Genomic DNA, 18,291 nt, shown 5'->3' with positions numbered 1-18,291 from the left:
CGGGTTACGGGTTACGGGTTACGGGTTACGGGTTACGGGTTACGGGTTACGGAATAAGTGAATTCCGTACACTTATTTCCATCGTGTGGACCGCATACCAAAAAATAAATGGATAAACGTCACCTAAATTTGCTGATTCCGCCGCCAAGTCGGTGAATCGGAAACTAAAACCCAAATATCAGCGATTCAAGGATAATTAAATGCCCTTTTTCCACTTGTCTTACGGGGGCGGTCCTGAACAATCCAAAAAAGCCGTACAATCAGCTAATTGCTGATGTACGGCTTTTGGATTGTTTGAGTAACCGGAATCCGCTTTAGTACCGAGTTACGCCATCCTTAGTCACCAGTGCAAATACCAGCGGCTGCGGCGGAACCGGCTGCGCGGAGATGCGGTAAGCTTCCAGCACCTTGGCTTCGGCTTCCTGCACTTTGCTCTCGCTGGCATCATTCACATGCAGCACAGCAAGCGTATCGCCTGCGGCTACGGCATCGCCGACCTTAATCGCCAGCTGAATGCCAACGGCCAAATCGATGACGGATTCCTTCGTTTCGCGTCCGGCGCCGAGTAGCATCGCCGCTACGCCGATCTCTTCGGCCTGAATGCTCTCCACATACCCTGCGGTCGCAGCTTTCACTTCGATGAACTTGCGCGCTGTCGGCAAAGTATCCGGCGACTCAATCTGCGTGGCATCGCCGCCTTGGGCAGACACCATCTGCTTGAACTTGTCCAGCGCACTGCCGTCATTGATGTGGGACAGCAGAATGGAGCGCGCTTCTTGTTCGTCCTTCGCCTTGCCGCCGAGCACCAGCATCTGGCTGCCCAGAATGAGGCAGACCTCCTGCAAATCCTTCGGCCCGTGGCCGTTCAGGGTCTCAATGCCTTCTTTGATCTCCAGCGCATTGCCGATACCGAAGCCCAGCGGCTGGTCCATGTCGCTGATCACAGCGACCGTGTTGCGGCCAAGATGTGTGCCTATATCCACCATCGCCTGTGCGAGTGCAATGGAATCATCCAGCGTCTTCATGAATGCGCCGCTGCCGGTCTTCACATCAAGCACGATAGCATCCGCACCTGCGGCGATCTTCTTGCTCATTACGGAGCTGGCAATCAGCGGAATAGATTCAACGGTTGCAGTCACGTCACGCAGTGCGTACAATTTCTTGTCCGCAGGCGTAATGTTGCCGGACTGGCCGATGACAGCTGCGCCGATCTCCCCTACCTGGGTGAAAAAGCGCTCCCGGTCCATCTCCACGGAGAATCCGGTGATCGACTCCAGCTTGTCGAGCGTACCGCCGGTGTGGCCGAGGCCGCGTCCGGACATTTTGGCCACCGGAACTCCAGCTGCAGCTACAAGCGGGGCCAAGACAACGGTAGTCTTATCGCCCACTCCGCCGGTAGAATGCTTGTCCACCTTGATGCCGGCAATCGGACTGAGATCCACCTGGTCACCGGACATCGCCATTTCCAGGGTCAGATCGCCGGTTTCCCGTGCGTTCATTCCCCGGAAATAGACAGCCATCGCCCAGGCGGAAATCTGGTAATCAGGAATTTCACCTTTGCTGTAGCCTTGAATCAGAAAAGCTATTTCTTCACGGCTGAGCTCGCCGCCGTCTCGTTTTTTCTGGATAAGGTCAACTGCACGCATTATACCTGTACCTCACGGACAAAGGAGCGCACAAGGCCGATAAATTTCGGTTTGGTCAGGTTAGCTACTTTTACCACCTGCTCATGGGTTAGCGGCTCCAGCTCGTCCCCGATCGCCATATCGGTGATACAGGTAATGCCGAGCACACGCAGCTTGCTGTGGCTGGCTACGATCACTTCGGGCACAGTGGACATTCCAACGGCATCGCCGCCGAGATAGGCCAGCATTTTGAGTTCAGCCGGAGTTTCATAGGTAGGGCCGCTGATGCCGGCATATACGCCTTCCTGCAGCACTAGCGCTTCACCGTCGGCACCCTTAACTTCACCGGCCAGCTTCTTCGCCAGCGCGATATATTCAGGGTCATACGCACGGGACATATCCGGGAAACGTACACCCAGCTCCGGATCATTCGGTCCGATCAGCGGGTTGTCGCCGGTCATGTTCAGGTGGTCGGTAATCAGCATGAGGTCACCGGCTTTGAACGCTCTGTTCATTCCGCCGCCTGCATTGGTAATCACGAGTATGCCTACGCCAAGCTTAGCCATTACGTATACCGGCAGCACCACTTTGCGCATTTCATAACCTTCATAGTAGTGGAAACGGCCCTGCATGATCATAACATCCTTACCTTCCAGCTTACCGATCACGAACCGTCCGGCATGACCTTCTACCGTGGAACGCGGGAAATGCGGAATTTCTTCATAAGGCAGATATACCGCATCTTCGATCTGATCGCCCAGATCCCCGAGGCCGGAGCCCAGAATAAGTCCGATAGCCGGTGTGTAAGAACCGAATTTGGATTGAATATATTCAGCAGCTTCTTTTACCTGAGTGCCGTATGGGACTGTTGATGGTGTTGTCATAGGTTGATCCTCCCGGATATGAATTGTCTTGTAAATACCTTGAAGCAGGAACTACATCTTCGGAATAAAAGCCAGCACCAGCTTCAGGAATTGCTCGCGCACACGTTCCGCTGTCTCCATCACTTCTGCATGGTTCAGCGGCTGTTCCAGAATTCCGGCAGCCATGTTGGTGATGCAGGAAATACCAAGCACTTCAATACCGGCATGACGGGCCACAATCGTCTCAGATACTGTGGACATCCCTACTGCATCTGCCCCTTGGCGGCGCAGCATAACGATCTCAGCAGGAGTCTCGTAGTTGGGTCCGAGCAGGCCGGCGTATACGCCTTCCTTGAACTCGAAGTTCAGCGCTGCTGCAGCTTCTTTGGCGGCTGCGATCAGGCGGGGGCTGTAAGCCGAAGACATATCCGGGAAACGTACGCCCAGCGCATTATCATTCGGTCCGGTCAGCGGATTGCGGCCTGTCAGGTTCAGGTGGTCAGTAATCAGCATCAGATCACCCGGTGTGAAATCGGTGTTGACCCCGCCGGCAGCGTTAGTTACCAGCAGGCTGGTTACGCCCAGCTCTTTCATTACGCGCACCGGGAATGCCGTAGTTTCTGGTCCGTACCCTTCGTACATGTGGAAGCGGCCTTTCATCATGACCACGCGGCGGCCTTCGATCATGCCGATCAGCAGTTCACCTTCATGTCCTTCAACAGTGGATACAGGGAAATGGGGAATTTCATTATAAGGAATGACTACTTCATCTGTGATGAGATCGGCCAGAACACCGAGGCCGGAGCCGAGGATCAACCCGATCTCGGGGGCAACGGTACATTTGTCTTTGATATATACTGCTGCTTCTTGAATATTGCTTTGGGTAACTGCGGTCATGGTTGGTTCCTCCTTGAGGTGGGTGGGATGAACTTTAGTCATCGACGTAAAGCTGGGCCGTCACTACGGTGATATTTGGACTTCCGGCCGCTGTTGTCTACAGATTTCTTCAATTTTGACCCGCTTAGCGGTTGAAATCCGTAGACAAAGGCGGTCGCTATCGCTCCTACAGTTCCAAATTTCCCCTTCGATTCTTCTCGCTTTTAGTTATATCCTTCAGTTCATCTTGATTTATTATTTATATTAAATTAATTCAGACAAAAAGCTCGTCCCGTACTGCGGTGCCTTCGCTCCGAAATTATCTGCGATGGTAGCAGCAACGTCAGAGAAGGTCTGGCGGATGCCCAGGCTGCCCGGAGTCTTGAATCGTGGGCTGTAGATCAGGAGCGGCACATATTCACGGGTATGATCCGTTCCGGCATGGATCGGGTCATTGCCGTGGTCAGCCGAGATGATCAGCAGATCATCTTCTTCCAGGGTGGAGAGCAGCTCAGGCAGCGCCTGATCGAATACCTCCAGCGCCCGGCCGTAGCCTTCCGGATCACGGCGGTGGCCGTACAGGGAGTCGAAGTCTACGAGATTAGTGAACAGGAATCCGTTGAACGGCTTGCGCAGCTCATCAATGGTAATTTGGATACCATGCTCATTGCTCTTCGTAGGGTACGTAGCCGTAACCCCTTCGCCGGTGAAGATATCATTGATTTTACCTACCGCAATCACGTCTTTGCCGATATCCTCCAGAGCGTTCATAACGGTCGGCTCCGGCGGCTTCACCGCGTAGTCATGACGGTTCGGGGTACGCACGAAATTCCCCGGTTCGCCGATATAAGGACGGGCGATGACACGCCCTACGGAGAATTCGGGAGCCATCGTCAGCTCGCGGGCGATCCGGCAGGCGCTGTACAGCTCTTCCAGAGGAATGATATCTTCATGCGCGGCAAGCTGGAATACGCTGTCTGCCGAAGTATACACAATCCATGCGCCGGTCTTCATCTGCTCTTCGCCGTATTCTACGAGAATCTCCGTGCCGGAAGCCGGTTTGTTGCCAATCACCTTACGTCCGGTTGCCGCTTCGAACTTCTCAATCAGCTCTGCGGGGAATCCGTCAAAATAAGTATTAAATGGAACCTCAATCTTCAGGCCCATCAGCTCCCAGTGGCCGGTCATCGTATCCTTGCCTACTGAAACCTCCTGCATTTTGCCGTAATAGCCTGTCGGGGCAGCTACCGGTTCAAGCGGCGGCAGCGGAGCAATATTCGCCAGTCCCAGCTGCTGCAGATTAGGAAGCTTAAGACCCGGAACCCGCTCCAGAATATGGCCCAGCGTATGGGAGCCTGTATCTCCAAAATTAGCGGCATCCGGCGCTTCACCGATACCTACACTATCCAGAACAATAAATCCGATGCGTTTAAATGAGGACATTGCCGTCTTCACTCCTTCGTAGTTTGCATAATCGTAAGGTCTGCTCAAAACAGGAAGAAACTCCGGGAGAACCTCTCCCGGGAGCTATCCTTTCAGTATGATTCCATCATAACTTTCTTACTCACAAAAAGCATCTTTTCGGGCCAATCCATCCCATCACCCGTTCTATCCACGGTTACACCATACCTCTGAATACAGGCTACCTCGCCCGGGGATGGTGATTCTCATAGACTTCCTTCATATTCTTGCGGGCGATTCCGCTATAAATCTGAGTGGTCGAAATATCGGAATGGCCCAGCATCTGCTGCACAGAGCGCAGGTCTGCCCCGCCTTCCAGCAGATGAGCGGCGAAGGAATGCCGCAGGGTATGCGGTGTGATGTCCTGCTGGATGTCGGCTTCACGCGCATGTTTCTTGATTATTTTCCAAAAGCCCTGACGGGTCAGCCTCCCGCCCAGACTGTTCAGGAACAGCGCCGGTTCCTCCAGGTTCACCCGGAGCAGCTTGTCCCGCATCCCGGAGACATAACGGGCCACACAGTCCGCAGCAATCGTACCAATCGGCACCACTCTTTCCTTGCCGGAGGCCCCGCTGCAGCGTGCGAACTTCAGCCCGGTGTTCACGTCCTCCACATTCAGCGAGATTAGCTCCGTAACACGGATACCCGTAGCATAGAGCAGCTCAAGCATCGCCTTATCGCGCATCCCCTGGGCAGAAGATTCATCAGGGACGGCCAGCAGGCGTTCAATTTCTTCAATACTAAGAATCATCGGCGGTTTCTTGCTCGGTTTAATCGTTTCCATATCCAGTGTCGGGTCTTGCCCGATCAGCCGTTCTTTCAGCAAAAAATGAAAATAGGCGCGCAGCGATACCGTATTCCGGTTGACTGTTGCCGTTGCCTTGCCCGCTCCGCGCAGAGCGCCGAGGTAGAGCATAATATGTGATCTTCTGATTTCTTCCATCGCAGCCGTGCCGCGCTCTTCGGTAAACTCCAGAAACTGCGAAATATCCCGTCCATAGGATTCCAGCGTACTAGGAGACAATCCTTTGTCCCCGGACAAATACTGCATAAACGGCTGCAAGTGTGACTTCATCTATTCACGCTCCTGTCATACTCAGGCTGCTTCATGCCGCTCTGCAGCGGTTGGGGTCCGGCAGCAGTCAGAACGCGGGGCGTCCCTTACATGCTCTAGATTCATTCGACAGGCTTCTAGCTTTTTCCTGCAACCGGCGGAGCGCTCACTCCCCGTACCAATAGTAGAACCGCAGGCGCTGACCTGCACTCAGCCCTTCATCGCTTTGCTTCACATCATGAAATGCCCGGATGGCTGTGCCCTCCGGAATATCATAGTTCTGAGCGGGGCTGATCCAGGCACTGACCCAGCTTAGGACATAATACAGCACACAGCTGATCGCAACGAGCAAGGTCATGAAATACAGCCGGCGTACGGTTTTGGGAATGGAGACAATCATCTTAGGCAACCTCCTAAAAGTAATGTAAGCTTCCGCTACAATATTCCACTTCGCAGAACTCGTCCTTCACTTTATGCGCCGGAGGGTGGTGTTATGTATTTAAATCATTTAAAAAGCCCCCTCCGGCCATTCAGCCGGGGAGAGCTTGTGCGGTAATTCCTCATCTGTATAAGAGTTCATGCTCTATATAAGCTTATTCGGGAGTATTGCCGTCTGTAGGATTCTTATCCTTGCAGCGGTGGCAAATTCCGTGAAAATCAAGTCTATGATCAAGCACCGTAAAATTATAATCCTTCTCAAGACGCTCTTCCAGCGGACCCAGCCAATCCTCACGAATCTCATCCATGGTTCCGCATTGTACACAAATCAGATGATGATGATGATGTTTCGCTGTATCCGTCCGCAGATCATAACGGGCAACACCGTCTCCGAAATTAATCTTCTCCACGACATGAAGCTCGCTGAGCAGTTCCAGGGTACGATATACGGTGGCGAGACCGATCTCCGGAGCCTTTTCTTTCACCAGCATGAATACATCTTCAGCGCTTAAATGATCATCCTCGTTCTCCAGGAGAACTCTTAAGGTCGCTTCCCGTTGAGGTGTAAGCTTGTATCCTTGGGATTGTAGTTGTTGCTTAATCTTGTCTATCCGGGCTTCCATTGTCTGCCTCCCCCTTGGAAAATTACCGCACCGGGCTTCAAGCCACTTCTTCCATTATAGGGGGAGTTACTTTGAGAAGTCAAACGCTTTTAGCTAACGCGGAGGCGGGACCCCAACGTTCAAGGTAGTGCCGGAATGGAAATTCATTCCACCGCATGTTCTCAGGACAGCTGCTGCTTCCTGAAGATTCCACGCTCATCCGGCTGACACCAGCATCGGCGTCACCCATCTCATCATCACCGGGGTCACCCAAGCCTCAAATCCGGAGATTCCCATAACCAGCAGGGCCATGCCGAGTGACAGCAGGGTGTACATTACGAAAGGCCGGGTCACCTTGGTACGCCGCTGTTGTCCCAGCACCCGGCTGCGGATCATCAGCAGGGAGAAGGCGATCGCTGCCGCGCTGCATACAAGCAATACCGGAATCAGCACCAGATTATGCGGGGCTACAGAAACCAGGGCAAACAGCATGCCATGCCAGGAATACTGGCTGACGAGACAGCCGACGGTGAAGCCGATCAGCACGCCTTTGAGGAAATCCAGAATCAGAATCCCCGGAAGTCCGATAACCGACAAGCCGAGTATCCAGATCAGTCCGACCCATTTCAGATTGAATGCGGCAATCCCCCAATATGAATCCTGCGCGGCAGGCAGTCCCTGCTGATCGACGGTCATGAAGAAATTGCCCAGATAATCCCCCAGCTCCTGCTGCTGATCCAGCGTTAACGCACTGACAATGAGCGCTCCAAATACGACCCCGACCAGGAATAATACCGCGACAAAAATATAAAGAGGCGTCTGTTCCTTCATCATCAGCCTTAAACTGCGCATCAGGACATTCTCCTTTCCGGTCACATGTTACACCATATGAAGGAATGTCCCGCTCTATGACTTGTCCTTGGTTACTTCCCCTTAATGACCTTGCCGTACGTCCCTCCGCCTCCTGAAGAGAGCGCAAGCCTGCCGGTACGGGCCAGTACGATCAGCTCTGCAAGCTCTTGTCCGGCAACAGCCGCAAGTTCGGCTTCACCCGCCTTGTGCAGTATATTCATCTCTGTGCCAAACGCCTGCAGCAGGTCATTCAGCTTGCGCTTGCCAAGTCCCGGAATAAACTCCAGAGGCACCTGGTAATGGTAGGGCGGACGGTACGCCGGAACCAGCGGCTGCTCACGGTCAGCAATATCGAGAATACGGTCCAGCACCCCTTTCACCAGCTTCGGACTGCCGCAATACGGACAGCGCTCTGAAGTTGCATACGCCTCATCGATAATGCTGCCGCAGCCGCCGCAATATGTGCGGTGGTATTTCCCCAGCCGGGGGTTCAGCCCGAAGTTGGCACTGATCCGGCGTCCCTCCGAGCGTTCCAGCGCCAGCTTCAGCTCATGGAAAGAGGGCTGCTGCATCTCAATCACATTATACTCACGGCCGATTTTGCCCAGGGAATGAGCGTCAGAATTGGTCAGGAAGCTGTACGGGTCAAGCTCTGAAATATATCCGGCCATTTCCGAATCCGCACTGAGTCCAAGCTCTACTGCCGCAATGCGTTCCAGGTCAAATAAGTCAGCCATGCGCTCCGCTGCACAGCCGTATAGCCCTTTGTGCGGAGTGAAAATATGTGCCGGAATCAGCAATCCTCCCCGTCCGGTAATCTCGTCCTGCAGCACCCGGGAGGGTGCATACAGGCGCTGGGAGCTTAGATTCACATTCCGCATATGGGCGCTCATCCAGCTGCTGAACTCTTCCATGGTCCCAAGGTCCGGCATGAAGGCCAGGACATGGCACTCTTTTCGCCCGGGCTCACGGATCTCAATCTCGGTTCCCAGGATGATGGTAGTCCCCCTGTAGGCAATACCTCCGCCTTCCGCCATCGTCATCTCGCCGGAATCCAGCGCCGCATGAATATCCCGCAGCACCCCCGGGGAGTGGCTGTCGATGATGCCGATCAGACCGATCCCCTTGCGCTCTGCCGCCTCTTTGGCAATCCCGGCGAAGGTGAGCTCGCGGCTGCCGCTGATTTTGACCGCCTGTCCCTCCGAAGTCCGCCCGATATGCACATGCAGGTCGCAGTAAACGCTCTGCAGCGTAGACTCTAGTGCCATTGTCCAGTCAGCGTATACAGATGCCAGGCGTAGACAGCCATCATGGTCTTGGCATCCGCAATACGTCCATCCGCGATATACTGGTACGCTTCCTCCAGCGTCAGCTCGGAAACCTCCAGGAATTCATCCTCATCCAGCGCCATCTCACCCGGCTGGGCATCTTCGGTCACATAGAGGTGAATGATCTCGTCGGCGAAGCCGGGAGAGGTATAGAAGGACTTCAGCAGCTTCAGCCCGCCGCTGTGAAATCCGGTCTCCTCCTGAAGCTCACGGCCCGCAGCCGCCAGCGGATCCTCGCCTTTGTCCAGCTTGCCAGCCGGTATCTCCACCTCAGTCCGGTGCATCGGCTGACGGTACTGCTCCACTACAAGCATTTTACCGTTATTCAGTGCCAGCACAGCTACGGCCCCCGGATGCTTCACGACCTCACGGGTTGCTGTATTGCCGTCAGGCAGCTTCACCGTGTCCACCTGCAGCGAAATAATGTTGCCAGTAAAGATCGGCTTCGTCGACAATGTTTCTTCATCCAATGCGGGGTTGCGGTCGATTTCATCGTTTTTCATAGATTTGTGGTCTCCTTTGGCATGGTTATGCATAGGGTGTATTATAGCAAACTTAAAAGGAAAGAAGGAATGCAGGCATGAATGATTGTCTTGTCCGAGCAAGCTCATCCGCAGTTATAATGGTAGGTAAACCGGAGCAGATCAAGGCTGTAATGGCCGGATGGATGAAGCAGTACGGGCGTGATATGCCCCTCTCCTACATCCTGCTGCTCCAGGCGGAAACGCGGATCACAGCTTCCAAGGCAGGATAATGCCGCTTCGTTCTTCCGGATATCCGTGAGGAAGATTAGCTTCACCGAGTAACAAGAAGGAGCTGTCTCCCGGTGAATTCCGGAACAGCTCCTTTTTGTTACATTTAAGCGCAGCCGGCCCCATGATCGGCAGGCATCAGCGCAGTTTTTGAAATCAGCCTTTTTGGCTCTCGGCCACAATAGCTACAACCAGGCTGGCTACTTTGACAATATCTTCGGCTTTGATCCGTTCCTTCGTTGTGTGGATATCCTCATAGCCGACAGCCAGATTCACAGTAGGAACCTTCAGGCCGTTGAACACATTGGCATCACTGCCGCCACCGGAAGCGAACAGCCGGGTAGTCAGTCCAAGTGAAGTAATCGCGCGGTCTGCCAGCTGTACCACCGGATCATGCTCATTAAAGCTGAACGCCGGATAAATGATTTCACTGCGGAATTCACTCTGTGCGCCATTGTCACGTGCGGTTGTCTCCAAGGCTTCACGCATAGAGGCAATCTGCAGTTCTACCTTTTCCTGCACAATACTCCGGGCTTCCGCATCCAGCTGCACATGGTCGCAGACCACATTGGTCGGGCCGCCGCCGGCAAATTTGCCGATATTCGCTGTCGTTTCATTATCGATCCGTCCAAGCTTCATCGCCGAAATCGCTTTGCTCGCCACTTGAATCGCACTGATTCCATCCTCCGGATTAACTCCGGCATGAGCGGATTTGCCGAAGATCTGCATCGTTACCCGCGCCTGTGTCGGCGCAGCAATGGCAATTGCTCCTACTTCACCATTGGAATCAAGCGCGAAGCCCAGATCGGCATCCAGATGCGCCGGGTCCATTGCGCGTGCGCCCATCAGCCCGGACTCTTCGCCTGCCGTAATGACAAACTGGATTTGCCCGTGCGGAAGCTTCTGCTCCTGAATCACCCGGATCGCTTCGAACAATGCAGCAAGTCCCGCTTTGTCATCTGCTCCGAGAATCGTACTGCCGTCGCTGGTAATCCAGCCGTCTGCCCCAAGGGAAGGCTTGATATTCTGCCCTGGAACCACTGTATCCATATGGCAGGTGAACAGCAGCTTAGGCGCGCTTACGCCACTGTCCGCAGGCCAGGTCACGAACAGATTGCCCGCTCCATGTCCCGTTTTCTCCTGGGAATTATCTTCAACTGCTGTCAGTCCCAGAGTGCCGAATTTTTCCTTAAGTACATCGGCAATCCGCCGTTCATTTCTGGTCTCACTATCAATACGGACAAGCTCCATGAATTCATTGATCAACCGGTCTTGTGATATCACTTGGACTTCCCTCTCTTTCGCGGATACGTTACAATGGTTGTACTGCGTTCATTTACGCCTACGTTCATAACTTAAACTAATCTCAAAGGAGTCACACATGCAACAGAAAAAATGGTTCCGCATCATTATCTACATTATGCTGATCGCTATGATCGCCTCTACGGTGCTCTTTGTCATCGAGCCGTTTATGGCCGGTTAGTCACGTTTAGTACTTGAATAACAGCGTCCGGGTTCTCCGGGAGCTGTTTGACGTTGCCCGGATTCAGCATTCCTTATTCTGCAGCACTTACAGCCCCGGCAACCGCTTCATACGGAAACTGCTGCAGGAAATAAGGCACCAGCTCGGAAGCAACACTCTCCAGGCCAAAGGAGCGCCCGGTGCATTCCTCAAGTGAAGTGACCCCGTACTCGGCAATGCCGCAGGGTATGATTCCCGAGAATCCGCTTTGGCTGATTCCGGCTGAGATGTTGAACGCGAAGCCGTGGCTGGTAATGAAACCTCTGCGGAATTTACTCTTGTTGAATTTGACGCCGATCGCACAAATTTTCTCATCACCGACCCATACGCCCGTATATCCCTGCTTGCGGGTTCCTGATATCCCGTGTGAAGCGAGATAGGCAATAATAACGGCCTCCAGCCTGCGCAGATATCCGTGCAGATCGACCTTGCCGTCTTCGCCAAGCTTCAGGAGAGGGTAACCGACAAGCTGGCCCGGTCCGTGATATGTAATATCTCCTCCGCGGTCGATTTCAAACAGCGCAATCCCTTGTTTCCCAAGCTGTTCCACGCTAAGGAGCAGATGCTCCGGATGATTCTGTGAACCGATGGTATAGGTAGGCGGATGCTGCAGAAGGATCAGCCGCTCGGAAGCGGTGCCTGCGTCAATCCCCTGCACGACTTCCTTTTGCAGCTCCCAGGCCGCGCCGTATTCCATCAGCGGGAGATAGGAAACTTCCAGTTTGCTTAAGTTCAGGTTGTCCATGGTCATAAGGTCCCCTTTGCTTCATATTCTCCCCGTCACAGGGTTCCGCATCTGCCTTGTTAAAACATTAGTACAGCTTGGTGTCCGGCGTATAACCTTCCACATTATCCTTCACGCGCTGCAGGAAACGTCCGCTGATGACTCCATCCAGAATCCGGTGATCCAGCGACAGGCAGATATTGGCCATCGAGCGGACGGCGATCATATCATTGATGACCACTGGTTTTTTCACGATAGATTCAAAGGTTAGAATCGCCGCCTGCGGATAGTTAATGATCGGGTAGGACAGAATCGAGCCGAACGAGCCGGTGTTGTTAACCGTGAACGTGCCGCCCTGCATATCTTCCAGCCGCAGCTTGCCTTCACGGGTCTTCAGCGCCAGTTCGTCGATCTCGCGGGCCAGGCCGGCTACGTTCTTCTGGTCGGCTTTTTTGATGACCGGTGTCATTACAGAGTCCTCTGTGCCTACAGCGAGCGAGATGTTGATATCGCGTTTGACAATGATTTTGTCAACGGCCCAGACGGAGTTCATGATCGGATAATCTTTGATTGCACTGACAACCGCCTTCATCAAAAAGGCCAGATAGGTCAGATTAATGCCCTCTTTGCGCTTGAACTCATCCTTCAGCTTGTTGCGCAGCACGACAAGATTGGTCACATCGACCTCAATCATCGTCCAGGCATGCGGAATCTCCGAGACGCTCTGGCGCATACGGGTAGCGATCGTATTACGGATCGGCGTAACGTCGATCAGGTATTCCGAGCTGCTGCCCCGCCCGCCTTCCACTTCGATCGTCGGAATCTTCGGCGACTCGCTTAAGTGCAGGCCGGAGTGACGCAAATGCTGAAGCTCTCCGCGCACTTCTTCCTGAATAGGCTGGAATACAGGCTGCTGCGGCGCTTCAGGAGCAGCAGCGGGTGCCGGAGCTGCTGGCTGAGCCGCAGCTGCACCGCTCTCCAGGAACGCGAGCACATCCTTGCGTGTGATGCGTCCGCCCAGGCCGGTGCCCGGCACGGCCGCAAGGTTGATGCCGTGCTCGGCGGCCAGCGTCTGCACAGCCGGAGAGTAACGGGAACGCATCGGAGCATCCGCGTCAAAAGCCGCAGCCGGCACAGACGGACGGACGGAGGCGTGGGCAGGCTGCGGCGCGGCGCCGGGTGCCGCCGGGGCTGCGGTCTTGGCAGGTCCCGCAGAGGCAGCTGCCGGGGCCGCTGCGGATGCCGCAGGGGCAGCTGCACCGGCTACTGCGATGCGGGCGATGATCTCGCCGACGCTGACCGTCTGGCCTTCTTCGGCGAGCAGCTCCACCAGCGTACCGTCTACGGTAGCCGGAAGCTCAGCATTTACCTTATCGGTAATCAGCTCACAGATCGGCTCATATTGCTCGATCGTATCGCCCGGCTGCTTCAGCCATTTTCCGATCGTCGCCGATACCAGCGATTCTGCCAGCTGCGGCATGATTACATCCGTCAGCTTTGTATTGTCAGACATAATGTCACTCCTTAAAGTTTTGTAAGCACATACTTCCTGAGTTAGCTTCGACAAAACTGGCTTCGAAAGCATACGCTTATGTTTTGTAAGCACAAGCTCCCTGAAGCAGCTTCGTACAAAACTGGCTTCGGAAGCATGTAGCCACGAAATCCTGCCCAGAATACAACATTTCACCACTTAAATCGGCCAAAAATCAGAAAAGTTGTACAAAAGTCAGCATTTCTCTTTATCCAAGCGGATACGCGTGCAAATTGTGTATTTCATACAGCAATCCTGCCCAACCCACCGCTAATTTCGAATCTAAGCTGCAATAGTTGCAACATTCATGCCCAATGTACATACAGGCTGAGCTTAAAGATCTCACCTGTTGTTCACATATATCAGTACTGCGCCAAACGCAGCATCTCCGCCTTTAATTTGTCCTTGCTCAGCATGAAGAACTTCTCCATCGGCGGGGAGATTGGCATCGCCGGCACATCAGGTCCGCACAGGCGGAAGATTGGCGCATCCAGATCAAACAGGCAGTGTTCAGCGATAATTGCTGCCACTTCGCCGCCAATGCCTCCGGTCTTGTTGTCCTCGTGGACAATCAACACCTTGCCGGTCTGGCGGACAGCGGCAATAATCGCCTCGCGGTCCAGCGGCTGCAGGGTGCGCAGATCCAGAATATGCGCGGTAATGCCCTGCTCGCGCTCCAGCTCTTCCGCTGCCTGCATCGCAAAATGCAGCGGCAGGCTATACCCGATCACCGTAATATCGCTGCCTTCACGCAGCAGATTCGCTTCACCGATCGGCACAATGTAGTCGCCCTCCGGCACATCTTCCTTGATCAGCTTGTAGCATTTCTTGTTCTCGAAGAACAGCACCGGATCAGGGTCACGGACAGCAGCTTTCAGCAGTCCCTTGGCATCGGCTGCCGAATAAGGAGCTACAATCTTCAGTCCCGGAGTACCGAAGAAGATCGATTCCGGACACTGAGAGTGGTACAATCCGCCGAAGATCCCGCCGCCGATAGGCGCGCGGATTACCACCGGACAGTTCCAGTCGTTATTGGAACGGTAGCGGATTTTGGCCGCCTCGCTGATAATCTGGTTCGTTGCCGGCAGCATGAAATCCGAGTACTGCATTTCGGCGATTGGCTTCATGCCGTACATCGCCGCGCCGATCGCCACGCCGGCAATCGCTGACTCCGCAAGCGGTGTATCAAGCACGCGCTCTGCGCCGAACTGCTCCTGCAGTCCTTTGGTGGTCGTGAATACGCCGCCCTTCACGCCGACATCCTCACCCAGCACGAACACCGAATCATCGCGCTCCATCTCTTCCTTCATTGCCAGCCGGATTGCATCGATATATTCCATCATCGCCATGGCTTATGCTCCTCCCTTAAGGCCGGATTCATCGTACACATGCAGCAGCGTATCTTCCGGTTTCGGGAACGGTGCATTTTCGGCGTAGGTTATGGCCTCTTTCAATTCAAGATTATATTCGGCAACCAGATCACGCTCCTGCTCGTCACTCCACAGACCCAGTCCGGTCAGGTACGTGCGGAACGCGGCGATGCCGTCCTTTTTCCAATTCTCGTCAACCTCTTCCTTGGTCCGGTAAGCCAGATCATTATCCGAGGTGGAATGCGGCGACAGGCGGTACATCATCGCTTCAATCAGGGTGGGTCCTTCTCCGGCGAGCGCACGCTCCCGCGCCTCTTTGACCACACGGTAGACCTCAAGCGGATCATTGCCGTCCACCCGTACACCCGGGAAGCCATAGCCGAGGGCGCGGTCACTGACCTTGCCTCCAAGCTGCTTGTGGGCCGGAATGGAGATCGCATACTGGTTGTTCTGGCAGAAGATGATGACCGGCAGCTTATTCACACCGGCGAAGTTACACGCTTCATGAAAATCACCCTGGTTACTGGAGCCTTCACCGAACGTGACAAAGGAAACAAACTTTTTCTTCTGCATCTTGGCCGCCAGCGCGAAGCCTACAGCATGCGGAACCTGGGTCGTAACCGGACTTGATCCCGTTACGATACGCAGGCGTTTGCTTCCGAAGTGGCCCGGCATTTGCCGGCCGCCGCTATTCGGATCTTCCGCCTTGGCGAATACGGACAGCATCAGCTCACGCGTGGTCATTCCTACCGTCAGCACGAACGCATAATCACGGTAATACGGGAGGAAATAATCATTCTCCCGGTCCAGCGCAAAAGCCGCCGCGACCTGCGCCGCTTCCTGTCCGATGCCGGACACATGGAAGTTGATCTTGCCTGCGCGCTGAAGCAGCAGACTGCGCTCATCGTATTTGCGCCCGAGCTGCATGAATCTGTACATATCGATAACCTGGCCGTCGCTGAGTCCAAGCTGTTTATGTCGGTTAACGGTTTCTACAGTACCTTGGGATTCCATATAAGAGGTACCTCCTAAAAGTTTTGTAAGCATAGCTTCCTGAATTCGGCTCGTACAACCCGGCTCCGGAAGCGTTCGCTAACTTTGTTAAGCATGACTTAACAAAGTATATGCCCTGATCTTAAAACCAGGTACTAATTTCATTCTAAGTTCATTATAATCCCTTTCCATACAAAAAGAAAAGCCAAGAAATGCCGCTATGGAGCTGTTTAGGCGCATCAAGCGCCCTCAGCTCCGTCCGGCATTCACTTTAGCCCCTTCATCGTATCCTAGAATCCGATTGCTCTTCCATCCACCGCCAGCATCGCTTCCCCGATGATCTCCGAAAGTGTCGGATGGGCATGGACCGCCTCGCCAACCTCCCAGGGTGTTGCATCCAGAATCTGTGCCAATGCCGCTTCACCGATCAGGTCCGTCACATGCGGGCCAATCATCTGCACGCCGAGGATATCCCCGCTCTTCGAGTCGGCGACCACTTTTACGAAGCCGTCCTTCATGCCGTAGACAATCGCTTTGCCGATAGCCGAGAACGGGAATTTGCCGGTTACAGTCTCATGTCCCAGCGCCTTCGCTTCCTTCTCGGTATAACCGACACTTGCCACTTCCGGCCGCGTATAGACACAGCGGGGAACAAGATGGGCTTCATACGGATGGAGCGTTTCGCCCGCCAGGTGATTCACGGCACGGATGCCTTCATGGCTGGCCGCATGTGCCAGCTGCAGTCCGCCGATGCAGTCGCCAATAGCGTAGATATGCGGTTCCCCCGTCTGCATGCTGGCATTCACTCCGATGACACCTTTGTCGAAGCGGATATCTGTATTTTCCAGGCCGATATTCTCGATATTCGCTACGCGCCCTACGGATACCAGCAGCTTCTCCGCCGACAGGCTCTGGCTCTGCTCACCCTTGCGGGCTTCAATTGTAATTCCGGATTCCGATATACTACAGGTCTCTGCATCCACGGTAGTACCGGTCAACACTTTGACTCCGCGTTTCTTGAGCAGACGCAGCAGTTCTCGGGCCACTTCTTCGTCTTCCTGCGGCAGCAGCTGGCCGGCGGCCTCAACTATAGTTACCTGCACACCGAAATCAGCCAGCATCGAAGCCCATTCCACGCCGATAACCCCGCCGCCCACAATAATAATCGAAGCCGGAAGCTCTTCGAGCGTCAGCGCTTCTTCACTGCTCAGAATCACCTTGCCGTCAGGCTTCAGGCCAGGCAGTACACGCGGACGTGATCCGGTAGCAATGATGAGATTGGTGGAGACTACAGTCTCCATCTCGCCATCCTCCAGCTCCACGGCAACTGCACCGCTTCGCGGAGAGAAGATAGACGGGCCGATGATCCGGCCTTTGCCTTTGAGAATCTGAATTTTATTCTTGCGCATCAAATATTGCACACCCTGATGGAGCTGCTCCACTACCGCTTCCTTGCGCAGCTGCACTTTGGGAAACACCAGCTCTACACCAGTTGTCGCTATACCGTAGCTTTCGCTCTCCTTGATTTCAGCAAATACCTCGGCACTGCGCAGCAGTGATTTGCTGGGAATGCAGCCGCGGTGCAGGCAGGTTCCGCCCAGCTTGTCCATTTCGATGACGACGACGGATTTGCCGAGCTGCGCGGCGCGGATCGCCGCCACATAACCGCCGGTACCTCCACCAAGTATCGCCACGTCACAGGTAATTGTCATGATATGTATCCTCCAGTCATTCCTCTAAAGTTCAGTTTAACCTATTATATTGTACTCTCTTTTGATTCTATTACAAAACTTATAAACGTCATGTATCCATGGACTTTTGCCAATTGAAGCGTTATCATAGGGGTGAATTCAAACGGCTGCGAAGAGGAGGGACGATTATGAAACTGCTCATTTCACGCTTCATTGCCATCCTTATCCTGGTGATCCCCGGCCTTCTGGCCATGAAGGGCTTCCTGATGATGAAAGATGATATTTTCAACTTTATCTCCATGCATGGCGACGAGTCCGTCACTCCGGATTTCGCCTGGCTGCATTTTGGCGGAGGATTACTGCTGTTCCTGGCCGGAATGAGCTTCCTCGGCGGCTGGATACTAACCCGGGACCGCAAGAAGAACTACGTAGGACCACGGTTCAGAGAGAAACAGAAAGCGCAGCAGCCCCCGTCCACCAATGCCACACCCTAACAATAATCAATAACACTAATAAGCAGGGTATGTCCCAAGCCAGGATTGAAATGGCTGCAGAGGCATCCCCTTTTGTCGTTCGAATGTTCTGAAACCAACTGCAATGTAACTTGAG

19 protein-coding genes are annotated in these 18,291 nt (G+C 54.0%); 3 read left to right on the top strand and 16 right to left on the bottom strand.

Annotated features, from left to right (window positions below; all coding sequences use genetic code 11):
- Positions 1 to 314: 314 nt before the first annotated feature.
- The 10 genes from NSQ73_RS09625 to NSQ73_RS09580 form a co-directional block, all read right to left on the bottom strand.
- Complete coding sequence (locus NSQ73_RS09625) at positions 315 to 1,646, bottom strand: pyrimidine-nucleoside phosphorylase (RefSeq protein WP_171716743.1); 1,332 nt, start codon at positions 1,644 to 1,646, stop codon at positions 315 to 317.
- Entirely contained in the window at positions 1,646 to 2,509 is an 864-nt protein-coding gene (locus tag NSQ73_RS09620) for a purine-nucleoside phosphorylase (protein WP_340986264.1), read from the bottom strand. The genes NSQ73_RS09625 and NSQ73_RS09620 overlap by 1 nt, the downstream gene beginning before the upstream one ends.
- Before the next feature lie 51 nt (positions 2,510 to 2,560).
- The gene (locus NSQ73_RS09615; RefSeq protein WP_076245560.1) at positions 2,561 to 3,385 is read right to left on the bottom strand and encodes a purine-nucleoside phosphorylase; all 825 of its coding nucleotides are present in this window, start codon (positions 3,383 to 3,385) and stop codon (positions 2,561 to 2,563) included.
- Between the two features lie 243 nt (positions 3,386 to 3,628).
- Positions 3,629 to 4,807 (bottom strand): phosphopentomutase, encoded by a 1,179-nt coding sequence (deoB, locus tag NSQ73_RS09610; protein ID WP_340986263.1) that lies wholly within the window; start codon positions 4,805 to 4,807, stop codon positions 3,629 to 3,631.
- 199 nt (positions 4,808 to 5,006) lie between these two features.
- On the bottom strand, positions 5,007 to 5,900 hold the full coding sequence (gene xerD, locus NSQ73_RS09605) for a site-specific tyrosine recombinase XerD (protein ID WP_340986262.1): 894 nt from the start codon (positions 5,898 to 5,900) through the stop codon (positions 5,007 to 5,009).
- Positions 5,901 to 6,045: 145 nt separating this feature from the next.
- Positions 6,046 to 6,279 carry a DUF4227 family protein gene (locus tag NSQ73_RS09600; RefSeq protein WP_039300347.1) on the bottom strand — a complete coding sequence of 78 codons (234 nt, stop codon included), beginning with the start codon at positions 6,277 to 6,279 and terminating at the stop codon, positions 6,046 to 6,048.
- Between the two features lie 193 nt (positions 6,280 to 6,472).
- Complete coding sequence (gene fur / locus NSQ73_RS09595; protein WP_039300350.1) at positions 6,473 to 6,940, bottom strand: ferric iron uptake transcriptional regulator; 468 nt, start codon at positions 6,938 to 6,940, stop codon at positions 6,473 to 6,475.
- Between the two features lie 195 nt (positions 6,941 to 7,135).
- Positions 7,136 to 7,771 (bottom strand): stage II sporulation protein M, encoded by a 636-nt coding sequence (gene spoIIM, locus NSQ73_RS09590; protein WP_042138701.1) that lies wholly within the window; start codon positions 7,769 to 7,771, stop codon positions 7,136 to 7,138.
- 71 nt (positions 7,772 to 7,842) lie between these two features.
- Positions 7,843 to 9,039, bottom strand: a complete 1,197-nt coding sequence (locus tag NSQ73_RS09585; RefSeq protein WP_340986261.1) for an endonuclease Q family protein — start codon at positions 9,037 to 9,039, stop codon at positions 7,843 to 7,845.
- Entirely contained in the window at positions 9,030 to 9,602 is a 573-nt protein-coding gene (locus tag NSQ73_RS09580; protein WP_340986260.1) for an NUDIX hydrolase, read from the bottom strand. Before NSQ73_RS09580 ends, NSQ73_RS09585 begins: the two co-directional genes overlap by 10 nt.
- A gap of 77 nt (positions 9,603 to 9,679) precedes the next feature.
- Between NSQ73_RS09580 and NSQ73_RS09575 the strand changes: the two genes are divergently transcribed.
- Positions 9,680 to 9,853 (top strand): hypothetical protein, encoded by a 174-nt coding sequence (locus NSQ73_RS09575; RefSeq protein ID WP_340986259.1) that lies wholly within the window; start codon positions 9,680 to 9,682, stop codon positions 9,851 to 9,853.
- A 154-nt stretch (positions 9,854 to 10,007) separates the two neighbouring features.
- On the opposite strand, the gene NSQ73_RS09570 is transcribed toward NSQ73_RS09575, so the two are convergent.
- Positions 10,008 to 11,135, bottom strand: a complete 1,128-nt coding sequence (locus tag NSQ73_RS09570) for a M20/M25/M40 family metallo-hydrolase (RefSeq protein WP_340986257.1) — start codon at positions 11,133 to 11,135, stop codon at positions 10,008 to 10,010.
- A gap of 97 nt (positions 11,136 to 11,232) precedes the next feature.
- On the opposite strand from NSQ73_RS09570, the gene prli42 reads away from it, so the two are divergent.
- Entirely contained in the window at positions 11,233 to 11,334 is a 102-nt protein-coding gene (gene prli42 / locus NSQ73_RS09565; RefSeq protein WP_099052488.1) for a stressosome-associated protein Prli42, read from the top strand.
- 73 nt (positions 11,335 to 11,407) lie between these two features.
- On the opposite strand, the gene lipB is transcribed toward prli42, so the two are convergent.
- From lipB to lpdA, 5 genes are all read right to left on the bottom strand, one after another.
- Positions 11,408 to 12,109, bottom strand: coding sequence for a lipoyl(octanoyl) transferase LipB (gene lipB, locus NSQ73_RS09560; RefSeq protein WP_340989246.1), 702 nt, complete (start codon positions 12,107 to 12,109; stop codon positions 11,408 to 11,410).
- 76 nt (positions 12,110 to 12,185) lie between these two features.
- A complete protein-coding gene (locus NSQ73_RS09555) occupies positions 12,186 to 13,610 on the bottom strand; it encodes a dihydrolipoamide acetyltransferase family protein (RefSeq protein ID WP_340986256.1) in 1,425 nt (474 codons plus the stop codon).
- 380 nt (positions 13,611 to 13,990) lie between these two features.
- Positions 13,991 to 14,977, bottom strand: a complete 987-nt coding sequence (locus tag NSQ73_RS09550; RefSeq protein WP_039300367.1) for an alpha-ketoacid dehydrogenase subunit beta — start codon at positions 14,975 to 14,977, stop codon at positions 13,991 to 13,993.
- 3 nt (positions 14,978 to 14,980) lie between these two features.
- Entirely contained in the window at positions 14,981 to 16,012 is a 1,032-nt protein-coding gene (locus NSQ73_RS09545; protein ID WP_039300370.1) for a thiamine pyrophosphate-dependent dehydrogenase E1 component subunit alpha, read from the bottom strand.
- Between the two features lie 269 nt (positions 16,013 to 16,281).
- Positions 16,282 to 17,703, bottom strand: a complete 1,422-nt coding sequence (lpdA, locus tag NSQ73_RS09540) for a dihydrolipoyl dehydrogenase (RefSeq protein ID WP_340986255.1) — start codon at positions 17,701 to 17,703, stop codon at positions 16,282 to 16,284.
- Between the two features lie 167 nt (positions 17,704 to 17,870).
- On the opposite strand from lpdA, the gene NSQ73_RS09535 reads away from it, so the two are divergent.
- Complete coding sequence (locus NSQ73_RS09535) at positions 17,871 to 18,176, top strand: DUF2627 domain-containing protein (RefSeq protein WP_042138708.1); 306 nt, start codon at positions 17,871 to 17,873, stop codon at positions 18,174 to 18,176.
- Positions 18,177 to 18,291 lie beyond the last annotated feature (115 nt).

The sequence above is a fragment of the Paenibacillus sp. FSL R10-2736 genome (assembly GCF_038000245.1).
Lineage (GTDB): Bacteria > Bacillota > Bacilli > Paenibacillales > Paenibacillaceae > Paenibacillus_AQ > Paenibacillus_AQ phytohabitans.
Note: the sequence above shows the minus strand (reverse complement) of the source record. Positions and strands in the feature narration are given on the sequence as shown.